Origin of the sequence: Nocardioides furvisabuli, from assembly GCF_021083185.1 — a bacterium.
Classification (GTDB): domain Bacteria; phylum Actinomycetota; class Actinomycetes; order Propionibacteriales; family Nocardioidaceae; genus Nocardioides; species Nocardioides furvisabuli.
The window spans coordinates 114,065-128,914 of sequence record NZ_JAIGQB010000008.1; the positions used below are offsets into that span (position 1 = coordinate 114,065).

Consider the following 14,850-nt stretch of genomic DNA (forward strand, 5'->3'; position numbering starts at 1 on the left):
TCAGGAGCCCTCCGCCACGCCTGCGACCAGACCGGCGATGCAGACCGTGCCGACCGGGTCCTCGCCGCCGGCGTCGCCGGAGCCGTCGGGCGGGCCGACCTGCTCGAACGTGAAGGTGCGCGAGACCAGCTGGTCCGGGACGACGACCCACACATCGTTCGGGCCGTCGAACGCGCGGAAGCGTGCCTCGTGGTCGCCGACGGTCACCGACATGTCGGTGGGGGTGTCGGTGAAGTAGCTGATGCGCGCCACGAAGCGTCCGGCGATCGCAGCCTGCAGCCTGACCTTGCGCGGCTCGTCCGACACCGCGTAGCCGCAGCCGGGGTCGGGGCCGGGCTTCATGGGCTGGGGCAGCAGGAGCGTCACCGGTTCGAGGCGACCCGTGCCGCTGAGGGTGCGCAGCTGGGGGGCGGGCTGGTCGAAGACCGGGGTCTCGGGCAGCGGCGCGAAGACGCTCGACGCCAGGGCCTCCTCACCCAGCAACGGGAGCAGGATCTCGGGCGGCACGAGCTCGTCGACGATGACCTGGGAGGGGTCCCGAGCGAGGTCCGCGCGCACGTTGGACCAGTACTCCCGGTCGAGGGGGTTCTGGAAGTGGGGGACCAGCACCGCGGTGCCGAAGCTGCTGGCCACCAGGACGAGCCCGGTGACCGCCAGCGCGGGCGCTGCACCGCCGGCACGTCGCAGCACGCTCCTTCCCGCCGGGGCGGAGGTGCCGTCGGCGCCGGGCCCGCGGTTGCGCAGCGCCAGCGCGACAGCGAGCACGGCGGGCAGCAGCAGGTCGGAGGCGTAGCGCGGGTCGTAGCCGAGGATGCGACCGAAGCCGACGCGGCCGGCGAGCACCAGCGCGAGGTCGAGCGCGAGGTAGACGAGCAGGAGCAGGAGGGCCCAGCGCGCGTCCGCGCCGCCCCGGCGCAGGAGCGCGACCGCGACTGCGAGGACGAGGAGCCCGCTCAGCACGCTGACCCACACCGGGGGCACCACCGCCCCGCCCCGGACCTCCGCCATCCATGGTCCGCCGACCAGACCGGGCAGGGCGTTCTCGAAGACGTAGGCGATCGAGAGCTCGACGTACTTGCGCGCCGACCCGGTGCCTGCGCTCACGGTCGTGATCTCGACGTGCAGCCACAGGTAGGCGACCATCCCGACGGCGTACGCCGCCCACAGCACCCAGAAGCGGCGCAGGGCCTCCGGGATGCGTCGCCAGCCGTCGGCCGGGGACAGCGCGAGCGCCAGCCCGACCAGGAGCGGGGCGATGAGCACCGACCGCTCGTGCCACGCCAGGCCGAAGAAGCAGGCAGCGAGGCACAACGGGATGTTGATCCAGGACCGGCCGCGGCCGAGGCGTTCGCGCACGAGGGCCAGGGCCGCGACGAGTGCGCTGAGCAGGTGCGGCCAGAGGCTCATCGACGCGCTCCACCAGAGCGTCGTCGCCAGCGTGAGGGGGGCCCACATCAGCAGGGCGAGGAGCGGCACCCGTGCCCACCGGTCCGGCAGGAGGTGGCTCAGCAGGTGCCAGGCGATGATGCCGCAGGTGAGCTGGAGCAGCAGGATCAGGAACGCCACCGACTGCCAGTCGAACGGGAGGTGGTGCCCGACCAGCCAGTGGGTAGCGTGCTGCAGCGGCATCACGTGTCCCGCCACGGGCTCCATGAGATAGCTCCACGACCACGTGGTCTGCGCGAGCGCCCGCGACGTCAGGTAGTAGTCGTCCTGGTTGAAGTAGGAGCCCTCGAGCAGCACCCCGCGCCAGCCGGCCGTCACGACCAGCACGAGCGCTGCCGCCAACCCCTGCGGCCCGAGCCAGGGGCTGCGTCGCCGGCGAGCAGCCGCGGCGGTCGTCGGTCCCGTGGTGCTGCTCATCGCCCACCTTCCGTCCGGAGCGGCCACCGCAGGCACAGGGCCAGGCCCGTGCCGACGGCCGCCACCGCGAGTGCGTCCGCGACCGAGGTCGGAACCGGTTGCGGCCACGCGTCGAGCGCTCCCGATGCCACGACGAGGGCCAGCACCGTGCCACGCAGCCGCGCCAGGTCGCGCGCGGACCACAGCGACCCGACGACGTAGGCAGCGACCGCGACCCACCCCAGCGCCACGGCCACCAGCACCCCGCTGACCAGGCGCGTGCGGGCCGAGGCCCGTCCCGTCGCAGGCAGGTCGCGCCACGGCGCCACCTCTCCCCTGCGTCGTGCGCGGGCACCGAGCACCAGCAGCACGAGCGCGGCGAGCAGGAGGGAGCCGGCCGCGACCAGACCGCCGACGAGGAGGAGGGTGTAGGCGCCCTGCGGCGCGAACTCGACGGTGAGCACACCCCCGGCGCCGGCCGGGACGATCCAGCCCTGCTGCCAGCCGTCGACCCGCACCGCCGGCACCCGGCGTCCGTCCAGGCGAGCGACCCATCCGTCGTTGAAGTTCGAGGGCATCGAGAGCACCGACTCGGGTCCCTCGGCGACCTGCGCGGTGAGGCCGGTGCTGTCGGCGGCGTCGTCGTCGACCACGACGGCGCGCTGCTCGACGCCGCCCTGCCGTGCAGTGCGGCCGGCGAGGGCCACCACGTCGAACTCCGCGGTCGGGGTGGTGCGGAAGGTGCGGGTGCCGGGCGAGACGTAGGTGACCCGACCGGGGCCGTCGGGATCCCACCGGCGGCAGGTCGTGAACTTCATCGGCGCCCCGCTGAGCACGTCGCCGAGCGTGCCCTCCACCTTCGTCGGAAGCTTGTTGCCCGACACCGTCACCGTGGGACCGAGGCCACACTGCGAGCCGGTGGGCAGGTCGGGGTCGAAGGGGCGTACGACGCCGCCGCCGTCGAGGTCGATCTCGGGCACGGACACCAGGCCCTCGACCTCGTCCTTGACGAAGGACACCTCGAGGTAGTCGGCGTAGATGGGGCGGCGCAGCCGGGTCGTCTCCCCCGTCACCGTCAGTCGCTCGACGCGACCGCCGCCGCGGACCACGATCCGGTTGTATCCCGGAGCGACCTGGCCCCCGTCCGGGAGCCGCACCGCGGTGATGCGGCGCGGCACGCCCCACTGGAAGAGGAGGGTCGGCTGCCGGTCGCGCGGGGACGGGACCCAGTGGGTGTCGAGCCGCCCGTCGTAGGCGAAGCGACTGGCGACCAACGGGTCGTCGCCGAGGATCGAGGTGGCCCCGACCGTCTGCTCCGACAGGAAGGGCTCGAGCAGCAGCGCGGCCGACCGCGACGCGCGGGCCACGGCAAGGCCCTGGAAGGTGAAGCTGGCACCCTGGGGCACCTCGACCCGCCGACGCATGCCGTCGGGCTCCTCCCCCGCACGGACCCGCGCCAGGTCGCACTCGGGCAGCGTCCCTGTCGCCCGGCAGGCGCGGGTCCCGGGCTCGGCGGTGAGGAGCAGGTCGTCACCGCGGTGGAGCGGCTCCGGCAGCGCGAGCGTCCGCGGGAGGGAGGCGCCATCGAGGGTGACCTCGGCGATGGCCACCTGGTTGCGCTCGGGGACGGTCGCGACGGCCACCACGCGGACCTCCACCCAGTCCACGGGCTCGCCGCCGAGCGTCGCCTCGACCATTGCGCCGGCGGGGTTGGTGTCGACGTCGACGCTCTCGCGCGACGTACGCACCCGCAGGGTCCGCACCGGCGCCATCGACCGGTCGTCGACGACCGGCAGCACGCCGACGCGACGCAGAGCCCGTGGCTCGGCGAAGCTCACCCTCAACCACTGCTCCCGCGCTCTGCCGCTGAGCGAGGAGACCCATCGCGTGCGGTTGTTGCCGTCGAAGGCGGCCTGCGGCCCGGCCTGGGGCACGACGGCCCCGTAGGCGTCGGCGTACCCCTGGGAGCTCGAGGCGCGGACGGAGCCACCCTTGCCGTACGTCGCCACGACCTGCTCGCTGCCGGGGGTGACGGGGTAGTCCGGCACCGAGCGGTCCAAGCGGTAGAGCTCGCCGTCCTCCAGCACGGTGGAGAGCGACTCCTCGACCCGCCCGAAGGCGCGCTCGCGCCGCTGGTTGGTGTCGGTGACGATCGTGGCGCTCTCGTCCGACCAGCCCACGTCGCCCTGCATCACGGTCGCGCGCTCAGGGTCGAGGAGCCCGGCTCCCTGGAGCGGCAGCCAGGCCTCGGGCGAGCCGGCGACGGTGGCCACGTCGCTGCGGACGGTGGACCTGATCCGCGGCAACCGGTCGGGCACCGCGAAGATCTCGATCTCCGGGCCGGCCTCGGCAGGACCACCGAAGGTCGCCACGCTCCGCAGACCGGCGGAGTCGAGGGAGACACCCGCCCCGGCCGGAGGGGGCGAGGACGTGAACCCGCGGTTGAGGTCGCGACGCACCAGCACGTGCCCGATGCCGGCGCGCGCGAGCTGCTCGGAGAGGTTCGTGTCGGCCTGGCCCTGCGAGACCAGCCGGTCGATGGCCGTCAGCACCCGGATCGACTGTCCGGGGATGATCGGGATCTGGCTGCGGGTGGCCCAGCGCACCTCGTCGCCGAGGGCGTGCATCGGCTCGTCATAGGTCCAGCCCCACGACTGGAATGCGAAGCCGGAGCCCGGCACGACGAGGGTGGTGGTGCCGTCCTGACGCTCGGCGAGGTAGTCGTACGCCCCGGTCCACGCCGAGGGGACCTCCTTCCAGCCCGGGGAGCGCGAGTCGTTGAGCAGGAACGGCTGGCCCAGGACGAGCACGAGTGCTCCCGCGAGCACCGGGACGACCGTCGCCCAGCGGTCCGACGCCGTCGTGGCGCGGAGCCGGGTGATCACGACCGCGACGGCATGGCCGAAGCCCATCGCGACGGCGAAGCGCACCGTGGGGTCGACCTTGTGCACGTTGCGGAAGACCTGCAGCGGGCCCTCGAGAGCGTCGAGGAAGAAGCCCGACAAGGGGCTCCCCTCCCACCCGCCGTGAGCGATGGTCAGGGCCGCGAGCCCGACGGCGGCGCCGGTCACCAGCGGTGCACGCATGACGTTGGGGAGGTGGAGGAGGCCCAGGAGGCCCACGCCGGTCACCACCGCTGCGACGAGCACCAGGAGCGGGTCGAACATCAGGGCGTGCGCCGCCGGCCACCAGCCCTGGCCGCCGGTCGAGATGAAGGCCACCCAGTGCGAGTCACCACGCAGCGCCTCGGACCAGCCGATCGCGCCGGTGGTGTTGCTGGCGCTCTCGACGTACTCGTAGAAGGGCGGGCTGTAGCGCCCGAGCGCGAGCAGCGGGAGGAGCCACCACGTGCAGGCCAGCGTCACCAGCCCGCACCACCACCCCAGGAACGAGCGTGGGACCAGGCGGCGCCACGCGACCCAGCAGGCGAGGAGCAGCGGCATCGGCAGCGAGCCGATCACCTCGACCGCGTTGACGCCTCCCATGCAGACCACGGCGGCGGCGCTCAGCACCGCGGCCCGGACGTGCCCGATCCGACCGCGGGCGACCAGCAGGACGGGCAGGACGACCCACGGGAGAACCGCGCCCGGGAGGCTCTCCGCGCTGATCACCCCGACGGTCCCCAGCATGCGCGGGCTCATCGCGAAGACGAGCCCGGCGAGCGTCGCGGGGTGCCAGGACAGACCCAGCACCCGAGCGCAGCGGCGCGCACCCTCGAACGCGACGATCAGCACCAGCGCGGTCCACAGGCGCTGGCCGACCCAGGCCGGAAGGCCCGACCACTCCACCAGCACGAAGAAGGCGCCCTGGGGGAAGAGGTAGCCGTAGGCCTGGTTCAGCAGCTCGCCGAAGTTCGTGGTGTCGTGCCACAGCGTGAAGGCGCCGGCCAGGAAGGACGCGGGCCGCTCGGCGAGCTCGATGCGGGTGTCCAGCGTCGTGCGCCCGAACTCCTGGATCATCGAGAAGAAGAGGATGAGCGCGTAGACCGCCCAGTCCGCGATCCGGGGGCGGGTCGAGACGGGCTCCTCGACCATCGTCGCCACGGCCCCCCACTTCCCTCACAGACGAAACCGGGTGGATGTTAACCCCTCGTGGAGCGCCGGGTGGTGTCGGTGCATACAGTTCGGCGGTGGCGCGCCCCAGCACCCGCGCCGATCGACACGATGGAGTTGCCGTGACATCACGTGGCATGGTTGCCCGCCCGCCGCTTGCCGAGGCGCCCATCAGCGGCTTCCGGGTCGGCCTCCTGGTGCTCGTCCTGGTGACAGCGGCCTGGAGGTGGTGGACCGGCTGGCACTGGTCGTGGTTCGCCGACGACTGGTTCTACCTCGAGCAGACCCAGGAGATGGGCTTCGTCGAGTACGTCTTCCAGGGATACAACAGCCACCTGATGCCCGGGCAGTTCCTCCTCACCTGGGCACTGACCGCAGTCGCGCCCCTCGACTACGGATGGGCGGCGCTCGTCCTCACGTTCTTCGCCGTTGCGTCGCTCCTCGCGTGGGCGGCGGCGTTGCGGGAGATGTTCGGGGAGCGCCTTCGCCTGCTCTTCCCACTCGCCTTCCTGTCACTGTCTCCCCTGCTGCTCCTGCCCAGCATCTGGTGGGCATCGGCTCTCCAGATCCTGCCCCTGCAGCTGTGCATGGGGCTGTGCGTGCTGTTCGTGTCGCGCTACCTCCTGAGAGGGCGCCGCCGGAGTGACATGATCTGGCTGTTGGTCAGCTACGGCGCAGGACTGTTCTTCTGGCAGAAGGCGCTGCTCGTCATGATCCCGCTGGCGCTCGTGGCCTGGGTGATGTCGCCAGGGCAGGGGCGAACCCGGCTCGTGTCGACGGTCAGGGTTCTCGCCCTGCCGACCGCCGTGAGCGCGGCGTACACCGCTGTCTACCTGGCCACGCGCCGGGTCGGCGAGCTGGCGATCCCGCGCACGGAGTTCGGGGCGCGGACGGCCGCCGACTGGCAGAGGTTCTTCACCGCATCCGCCCAGGACGTCGGTGTCCCGACTCTCTTCGGGGGCCCGTTCCAGCGGCTGAGCGACGCGTGGGACCTCTACGACCCGGCTCCCCCGATGCTCACCGCCGCGCTGACCGGACTGCTCCTATTGCTGGTCGTCGCAGCTCTCGCGATCAGGAGGCACAGCGCGCCGGCACTTGCCTGCGTCCTCGCGTACACGACCGTCAACTGGGGACTCCTCGTCACGTCGGCACGGTTCCTCCACCAAGGGACAGAGGGCATGGGTCGCTACTCCGCCGACATCCTGCCGGTGGCCGCACTCGTCATCGCCCTCCTGACGACACGCACCGTCGTCGAGCCCCCGGGAGGGGCCACCCGCCGTCCGGCGCCCGCGTCCGGTGCTGTCCCACGCCTCGGCGGGGCGGGGCTGGCGATCTTGGCTATCGTGGTCACGGTGGCGATGGTCGGGGTCAACGTCACTGCGTGGCGGACCGCGCGCGAGAGCTCTCCCCGTCCGTGGGTGGACGCCGTCGTCGCGGACAGCACCCGGGCCGGAGGTGCGGCCGTGGTGAACACGCTGTCGCCCGAGCACGTCCTGCACCCAGTCATCTTCATGAAGTACGCAGAGCTGCGGCGGATGCTCGCCCCGCTCGACCTGCCGCTGCGCTTCGACGCGCCTTCAGATCTCCTCGTGATGCCCGATGGCACGGGGCGGCTCAAGGTGGCCGAGGTGGCCAACCTCGCGGCAGCGAACGTCCCTCCCACCAACAGCAGGTGCGGGTTCCTGGTGGACCCGGGCCAGCGCACCGAGATCCCCCTCACCACCGACCTCTACCCCTGGGGATGGGGGGTCCGGATGGACTACTTCGCCGACGAGGCCACCCGGGCGACGGTCACCACCGACCACGAGGCCGTCGAGCTCTCCCTCGACGCCGGGCTGAACGCCGTCCACTTCCAGGTCACCGACAGCGTGACCTCGTTCGAGGTGACCGTGGACCCGGACGGTGGACCGGTCTGCGTGACCCGGGTCTTCGTCGGCACGTTCTCGGCAACGGACGCATCACCGTGGGGCTAGACCGGGAGACCTCCTCGTGGAGCTGAGCACGGCCGCGTCGGCGGGAGCGTCCTAGGGTGGCGGCCATGTCCGAGCCTTCGAGCGCACGCCGGGCGCTGTCGGGCGGGGGCCGGGTCGCGGTCGCCACCAGCGCGATGAACGTCGCGACCTACGGCTTCACCATCGTGGCTGCCCGCGCGGTGGGACCCAGCGAGTACGGCGCCTTCGCCGCCTGCCTGAGCCTGCTCATCGTCGTGCAGGTCGGCGCCCTCGGCCTCCAGGCCACGGCCGCGCGCCGCATCGCGGTGGACCGTGGCAACGTCGCCGCCATCGAGCGGGCCATCCTGGCCCTCGCCGGCAAGGTCTCCCTCGCGGTCGGGCTGCTGCTCCTGCTGCTGGTCCCCGCGATCGATGCGCTGCTCAACCTCGACAGCCTCGTCACCGCCGCGGTGGTCGCGGTCGCCGCCGTCCCGCTGACGTTGGCAGGCGGCCAGGCCGGCATCCTGCAGGGCGAGCGTCGCTGGGGCGCGCTTGCGGTGTTCTACCTCGCACAGGGTCTGCCGCGCCTGCTCGTCGGCACGTCGCTCGTGCTGTGGCGCCCGAGCGCGACCAGCGCACTGCTGGGCGTCGCGATCGGCTTCCTGTTCCCGCTGGTCGTGGGGTGGTGGGTCCTGCGCGACCGGCGTACGCCGGACGTCGTCCCGCCCGAGCACTCGGGACACTCGATGCTGGTCGAGAGCGCCCACAACGCGCAGGTGCTCTTTGCCTACTTCGCCCTCTCCAGCGTCGACATCGTCATCGCCCGCCAGGTGCTCGACGACCACGACGCCGGCCTCTACGCCGCCGGGTTGATCATGGCCAAGGTGATGCTGTTCCTGCCGCAGTTCGTGGTGGTGGTCGCCTTCCCGGACATGGCGTCGACCGAGAGCCGGCAGCGCGCGCTGGTGCGCAGCCTGCTGGCGATCGGCGTCCTCGGCTGCCTCGCCGTCGTGGCGGCCAAGGTGCTGTCCCCCGTCGCGATGTTCTTCGTCGGCGGCGCCGACTTCGGCGAGGTGGAGGACCTGCTCTGGGTCTTCGCCGCACTCGGCACGGTGCTGGCCATGCTCCAGCTGCAGGTGTACGCCGTCCTGGCGCGACAGGCGCGGAGATCGGTCCTCCTGGTCTGGGCAGCTCTGGTCGTGCTGGTCGTCCTCGGCCTGCGGGTCGAGTCGGTCGCCGCCCTGGTCACCGTGGTGGTGGCCGTCGACGCCGTCCTGCTGACGGTGTTGACGCTCGCCAGCCTCCGGCTGGCGAGCCGGGCCGCGCCTGCGGCCACCCGCGCACCGGGCTGAGGCAGTGCCCCTAGGTCGTGGTCCCGGGCGCGAGGTCCAGGCTGAGCGGCGCCAAGCCCTCCACCGGCCGGAATCCCATCCTGCGGTACAGGCCGAGCGCGGCGACGTTGTCCGGCTCGGTCACGAGGGACAGCCGGGTCGCGCCTGCGGCGAGCGCATCCCCGTCGACTCGCCGTAGTGGCGCCGGTAGAGGTCGAACAGGCGGGCGGCGACCGCGAGGCTCGTGTCGGTGTCGCAGGACGTGACCCACAGCCCTGCGTCCATCAGTGCGCGGCGTCGTGCCAGCTGCGGCCGGTGCCGATCGAGACGTCGAGCGGCACAGCGAGGTCCGCGGCGCCGCCCATCTCGGCCCGCACGAGCGCGGCGAGGTCGTCACCCTCGCCCGGGGCGACCTCGAAGACGAGCTCGTCGTGCACCTGGAGCAGCATGCGCGAGCGCAGGCCCTGCTCGGCCAGCGCCTGCTCCACCCCGAGCATCGCGACCTTCACCAGGTCGGCGGCCGAGCCCTGGATCGGGGCGTTGAGGGCCATCCGCTCGGCGGTCTCGCGACGCTGACGGTTGTCGGTAGTGAGGTCGGGCAGGTAGCGGCGGCGTCCGAGGATCGTCTCGGTGAAGCCGGAGCGACGGGCCTCGTCGACGATGCCGCCGAGGTAGTCGCGCACTCCGCCGAAGGTCTCGAAGTACTCGTCCATCAGCCCGCGGGCCTCGGAGGTGTCGATCCGCAGCTGCTGGGACAGGCCGAAGGCGGACAGGCCGTAGGCGAGCCCGTAGTTCATCGCCTTGATCTTGGCCCGCTGCTCGACGCTCACGGCAGCTGCGTCGACGTCGAAGACGCGCGCGGCGGTGATCGAGTGGAAGTCCTGCCCGGACCGGAAGGCCTCGATGAGCAGCTCGTCCTCGGAGAGGTGGGCCATGATGCGCATCTCGACCTGGCTGTAGTCGGCCGTCATCAGGGACTCGAAGCCCTCACCGACGACGAAGCCCTCACGGATCCGACGGCCCGCCTCGGTGCGGATCGGGATGTTCTGGAGGTTCGGGTCGGTGCTGGAGAGGCGCCCGGTGGCCGCGATGATCTGGTTGTAGGTGGTGTGGATGCGCCCGTCGGAGGCAACGGTCTTGAGCAGCCCCTCGACCGTCTGGCGCAGCCGGATCACGTCGCGGTGGCGCAGCAGGTGCTGCAGGAACGGGTGCTCGGTCTTCTCGAACAGCTGCTGCAGGGCGTCGGCGTCGGTCGTCCAGCCGGTCTTGGTGCGCTTGGTCTTCGGCATGTCGAGCTCGTCGAAGAGAACCACCTGCAGCTGCTTGGGCGAGCCGAGGTTGATCTCCTTGCCGATGACGTCATAGGCGTCGGTCGCCGCGGCCCGCACCTGCTCGCCGAACTCGGCCTCGAGGCCCTCGAGGTAGTCGGTGTCCACCGCGATGCCGACCTGCTCCATCCGCACGAGCGTGCCGATCAGCGGCAGCTCGACCTCGCTGAGCAGGCGGGTGCCGCCGTGCTCCTCCACGGCGCCGTCGAGCGCGTCGGCGAGGTCGAGGACTGCGCGCGCGGTGAGCATGGCGGTGTCGCTCGCCGTGGTGTCGTCCATGGCGTCGAAGCTGAGCTGGTCAGCGTCGACGGCGTCCTGGCGCAGCTCGCGCTTGAGGTAGCGCAGGGTCAGGTCTGCCAGGTCGTAGGAGCGCTGGTCGGGCTGGACGAGGTAGGCGGCCAGGGCGGTGTCGACGTCCAGCCCTGCGAGGGTCCACCCGCGGGCAGCCAGGGCCAGGCTCGGACCGTTGGCGTCGTGCAGCGCCTTGGGACGCGACGGGTCGGCGAGCCACGCCGCCACCGCGGCGTCGTCCTCGGGCCCGATGTCGGCCACGTCGACCCAGGCGGCGTCGCCCGTGCTCGTGGCCACGGCGACCGAGAGCACCTCGCCGGTGCCGGCGCGCCAGGTGCCGTGGACCGACACCCCGACGCGCTCCCCCGCCGGCGCGTGCTCGTCCAGCCACGCGGCTGCCTCCCCGGCGCCGAGGCGGCGTCCCTCCAGCTCGAAGCCGGCCTCGGCCTCCGTCGCGTCGTCGGGCTCGGGGTCGATGGTGTCGAGCAGCCGGGTGCGCAGCTCGCCGCGGAACTCCAGCTCGTCGAGGAGCTCGAGTCCTCCGGTGCGGTCCCAGGGGCGGCGTACGAGCTCGCCGGGGCGGACGGGCAGGCTCAGGTCGCGGACCAGTGCGTTGAGCTGGCGGTTGCGGATCACGTCGCCGAGGTGCGCGCGCAGCGCCTCGCCCTTCTTGCCCGTCACCTCGTCGGCGCGGGCGATGACGTTGTCGAGGCCGTCGAACTGGTTGATCCACTTCGCCGCGTAGCCCTGGCCGACGCCGGGGACGCCGGGAAGGTTGTCGGAGGTCTCGCCGACGATGGCCGCGAGCTCGGGGTAGCGGTGCGGCGGGACGCCGTACTTGTCCTCGACGTAGGCCGGGGTGAGCCGCGCCAGGTCGCTCACGCCGCGCATGGGGTAGAGCACGGTGGAGGACTCGGTGACGAGCTGGATGGAGTCGCGGTCGCCGGTGAGGATCAGCACCTCCATGCCCTCGGCGAGCGCCTCGGTCACGAGCGTGGCGATGATGTCGTCGGCCTCGTAGCCCTCGAGGTCGAGGTGGGCGATCGAGAGCGCGTCGAGCACCCGCCGGATCAGCGGCAGCTGGCTGCTGAACTCGTCGGGGGTCTTGTTGCGCTTGGCCTTGTACTCGCTGTACTGCTCGAGGCGGAACGTCTGGCGCGAGCGGTCGAAGGCCACTGCGACGTGCGTGGGGGCCTCGTCGCGAAGCACGTTGACCAGCATCGAGGTGAACCCGTAGACGGCGTTGGTGTGCTGCCCCGTGGCCGTCGCGAAGTTCTCCACCGGCAGCGCGAAGAAGGCCCGGTAGGCCAGGGAGTGGCCGTCCAGCAACAGGAGGCGTGGGCGCGTCGTCTCGCTCGTCTCAGGCACCCGCCGACTCTATCCGTCGTCACCGACAGCAGAATGGCCGCCATGACGACTCCAGAGACACTGGCCGGGTTGAGCGTCGAGGAGCTGATCGCCTACATGCCCGAGGGCAATGGTCGGCTCAACGAGAAGATGGGCATCGAGCTCGTCGAGGTGTCCGCGGAGCGGGTCGTCGCGACGATGCCGGTCGAGGGCAACACCCAGCCCTTCGGCCTGCTGCACGGCGGCGCGTCCGTGGTCCTCGCCGAGACGATGGGCTCGATCGGATCGGCGATCCACGCCTACCCCGAGAAGGTCGCGGTGGGGGTCGACATCAACGCCACCCACCACCGCGCCGCCACCTCGGGGATCGTCACAGGCGTCGCGACGGCGGTGCACCTGGGACGCACGTCGACGTCCTACGAGATCGTCATCACCGACGAGCGTGGCAAGCGCGTGTGCACCTCGCGCATCACCTGCGCACTCGTGCCGGCTCCCCCACGCTGAGACGGGACCGGGCTCAGCCGGGGACGCGCTCGCGCCGGATGCGGCGCGCGGCCAGCACCCGGTCGATCCGCTGCCTGCTGCTCGCGGCGTGGGTCACCTGCCGCGACTGCGGGAGCCGCGAGCGCACGGCGCTGGTCGTCGCGGCGCGCAGCATCGCCTGAGGCGCGAAGGACAGGCGCGCCATGAACCGGTTGGCGTCACGTGCCTCGGCCGCTGCGGCGGTCTGGATGTGGGCGATGCCGTGCTGCTCGGCGAAGCGGCAGGCCGCCTCCATCAGGGCGCTGCCCACGCCCTTGCGCCGGAAGCGCGGGAAGACGTGCGGCGACACCGCGAGGACGGCCGGCTCCAGGTTGAGCGGGGTGAAGGTCGTGGCCTCGAGGTAGACAGCACCGGCGACCTCGCCGTCGACCTCGGCCACGGCCACGGCCACGGCCTGCGTCTCGCACGCCTCGGCGGACGCGATGACGCGCGCGACATCCGCCAGCTGCTCGTCCAGACCACCCTTGCGCAGGATGTCGCCCCACAGCTCGCGCAGGGACGCCACGTCAGAGGGCTGTGCCTTGCGCACGGTCACCGGCGTCCGACTCATCGACCCACCACTTCCTGGAGCACGTTCGGTGCGGCCCCCACCGGCCTGTCCCGGCACCACACCCGGGCGACCTTATCGCCCGGGCGCCCTTCCACGCTACGCCGCGGTGGGCCCTGTGCCGAAGGCCGGCCCACTCCTCCGGCGACCTGAACGGGCCGGGTGGGAATGTCTTCCCCGAGGTAACGAAACGGCTACGAACCGCGGAGTTGCGCAAACATGCTCGCCCATGCGTGTCGTCCGCACTACCGTTCCGTCAAAGCCCCATGGCTCCGACCGGAGCCGGCAAGAACCGGAGGACGCATGAAGCGCACCACCAATCGTCGTACCCGTGTCGCAGCCGCGGCTGTCGCCAGCCTGTTCGTCTTCGCTGCGTGCGGATCCGACGGCGACGACACCGAGACCCCCGACGCCGGTGGCGAGACCTCGGAGACCGAGTCCGCCGCACCCAAGGGGGACGGCACGCTGACCTTCGGGTCGCTGCTCCCCGAGACCGGCAGCCTCGCCTTCCTCGGCCCGCCCGAGTTCGCAGGCGTCGACCTCGCCGTCCAGGAGATCAACGAGGCCGGCGGCGTGCTGGGCCAGGACGTCGTGCACGTGCGTGGCGACTCCGGTGACGCCGACTCCGGCATCGCCCCCGCCGAGACCGACCAGCTGATCGCCGAAGGGGCCGACGTGATCGTCGGAGCCGCCTCGTCCGGCGTCTCCCTCACGGTCATCGACGCCATCCAGGCCGCTGGACGCGTGATGTTCTCCCCCGCCAACACCTCGACCGCCTTCGACGAGGGCGACTACGCCGAGCCGGACCTCTACTTCCGCACGGCCCCCTCCGACATCCTCCAGGGTGCGGTCATGGCCAACCTGCTGATCCAGGACGGCAAGTCCAACGTCGCCATCCTGTCGCGACAGGACGCCTACGGCGAGACCCTCGTGGACCAGATCACGCAGAACCTCGAGGGCGCCGGCAGCTCCGTCGCCGCGACGGTCTTCTACGGCGAGAACGCCCAGTCGTTCGACTCCCAGGTCGACGAGATCGCCGCCGCTGGTGGCGACGCGCTCGTGCTGGTCGGCTTCGAGGAGACCGCCACGATCATCCCGCAGCTCATCACCGCCGGTGCCGGTCCGCAGGACATCGACACCTACTTCGTCGACGGCAACACCGCCGACTACAGCCCGGCCGGGTCCACCCCGCTCCCGAGGGGCACGCTCGAGGGCACCAAGGGCACCATCCCCGGCGCCGACAGCGGCGGTGAGTTCCAGGACCGCCTCCTCGAGATCGACCCCGACCTCGACTCGTTCGCCTACGCAGCCGAGTCCTACGACACGGTCATCATCTCCGCGCTGGCTGCTGTCGCGGCCGAGAGCGACAACGCCGAGGCCCTGGCTCTCGAGATCCCGGGCGTGACCAAGGACGGCGAGAAGTGCACGGACTTCGCCACCTGTGTCGAGCTCCTCGAGGCCGGTGAGGACATCGACTACGACGGCGCCTCCGGCCCCATCGAGCTCGGTGAGACGGGCAGCCCGACGGCCGCCTCGATCGGCATCTACGAGTACGACGCCAAGAACCAGATCGCTCCCGTCGAGTACATCGAGGGCCAGATCTGATCCGGTCGGATCGCATCAGCACCTGAACGAACC

Annotated in this window: 9 protein-coding genes; 4 read left to right on the forward strand and 5 right to left on the reverse strand. The window is 71.8% G+C overall.

What is annotated here, in order from left to right:
• Entirely contained in the window at positions 1–1,863 is a 1,863-nt protein-coding gene (locus K4G59_RS15525) for a hypothetical protein (protein ID WP_231251973.1), read from the reverse strand.
• Positions 1,860–5,876: an alpha-(1->3)-arabinofuranosyltransferase domain-containing protein gene (locus K4G59_RS15530; RefSeq protein WP_231252044.1), complete on the reverse strand. Its 4,017-nt coding sequence runs from the start codon at positions 5,874–5,876 to the stop codon at positions 1,860–1,862. Before K4G59_RS15530 ends, K4G59_RS15525 begins: the two co-directional genes overlap by 4 nt.
• Before the next feature lie 140 nt (positions 5,877–6,016).
• Between K4G59_RS15530 and K4G59_RS15535 the strand changes: the two genes are divergently transcribed.
• Both K4G59_RS15535 and K4G59_RS15540 read left to right on the forward strand, forming a co-directional pair.
• Positions 6,017–7,867 (forward strand): hypothetical protein, encoded by a 1,851-nt coding sequence (locus K4G59_RS15535; RefSeq protein ID WP_231251974.1) that lies wholly within the window; start codon positions 6,017–6,019, stop codon positions 7,865–7,867.
• Between the two features lie 65 nt (positions 7,868–7,932).
• The gene (locus tag K4G59_RS15540; protein ID WP_231251975.1) at positions 7,933–9,177 is read left to right on the forward strand and encodes a lipopolysaccharide biosynthesis protein; all 1,245 of its coding nucleotides are present in this window, start codon (positions 7,933–7,935) and stop codon (positions 9,175–9,177) included.
• A gap of 120 nt (positions 9,178–9,297) precedes the next feature.
• Here K4G59_RS15540 and K4G59_RS15545 read toward each other — a convergent pair whose 3' ends face one another.
• Entirely contained in the window at positions 9,298–9,441 is a 144-nt protein-coding gene (locus K4G59_RS15545) for a hypothetical protein (protein ID WP_231251976.1), read from the reverse strand.
• Positions 9,441–12,143 carry a DNA polymerase I gene (gene polA / locus K4G59_RS15550; protein ID WP_231251977.1) on the reverse strand — a complete coding sequence of 901 codons (2,703 nt, stop codon included), beginning with the start codon at positions 12,141–12,143 and terminating at the stop codon, positions 9,441–9,443. The genes K4G59_RS15545 and polA overlap by 1 nt, the downstream gene beginning before the upstream one ends.
• Positions 12,144–12,185: 42 nt before the next feature.
• On the opposite strand from polA, the gene K4G59_RS15555 reads away from it, so the two are divergent.
• On the forward strand, positions 12,186–12,626 hold the full coding sequence (locus K4G59_RS15555) for a hotdog fold thioesterase (protein WP_231251978.1): 441 nt from the start codon (positions 12,186–12,188) through the stop codon (positions 12,624–12,626).
• 13 nt (positions 12,627–12,639) lie between these two features.
• On the opposite strand, the gene K4G59_RS15560 is transcribed toward K4G59_RS15555, so the two are convergent.
• Positions 12,640–13,215, reverse strand: coding sequence for a GNAT family N-acetyltransferase (locus tag K4G59_RS15560; RefSeq protein ID WP_231251979.1), 576 nt, complete (start codon positions 13,213–13,215; stop codon positions 12,640–12,642).
• A gap of 300 nt (positions 13,216–13,515) precedes the next feature.
• On the opposite strand from K4G59_RS15560, the gene K4G59_RS15565 reads away from it, so the two are divergent.
• Positions 13,516–14,817 (forward strand): ABC transporter substrate-binding protein, encoded by a 1,302-nt coding sequence (locus tag K4G59_RS15565; RefSeq protein ID WP_231251980.1) that lies wholly within the window; start codon positions 13,516–13,518, stop codon positions 14,815–14,817.
• Positions 14,818–14,850: the final 33 nt, after the last annotated feature.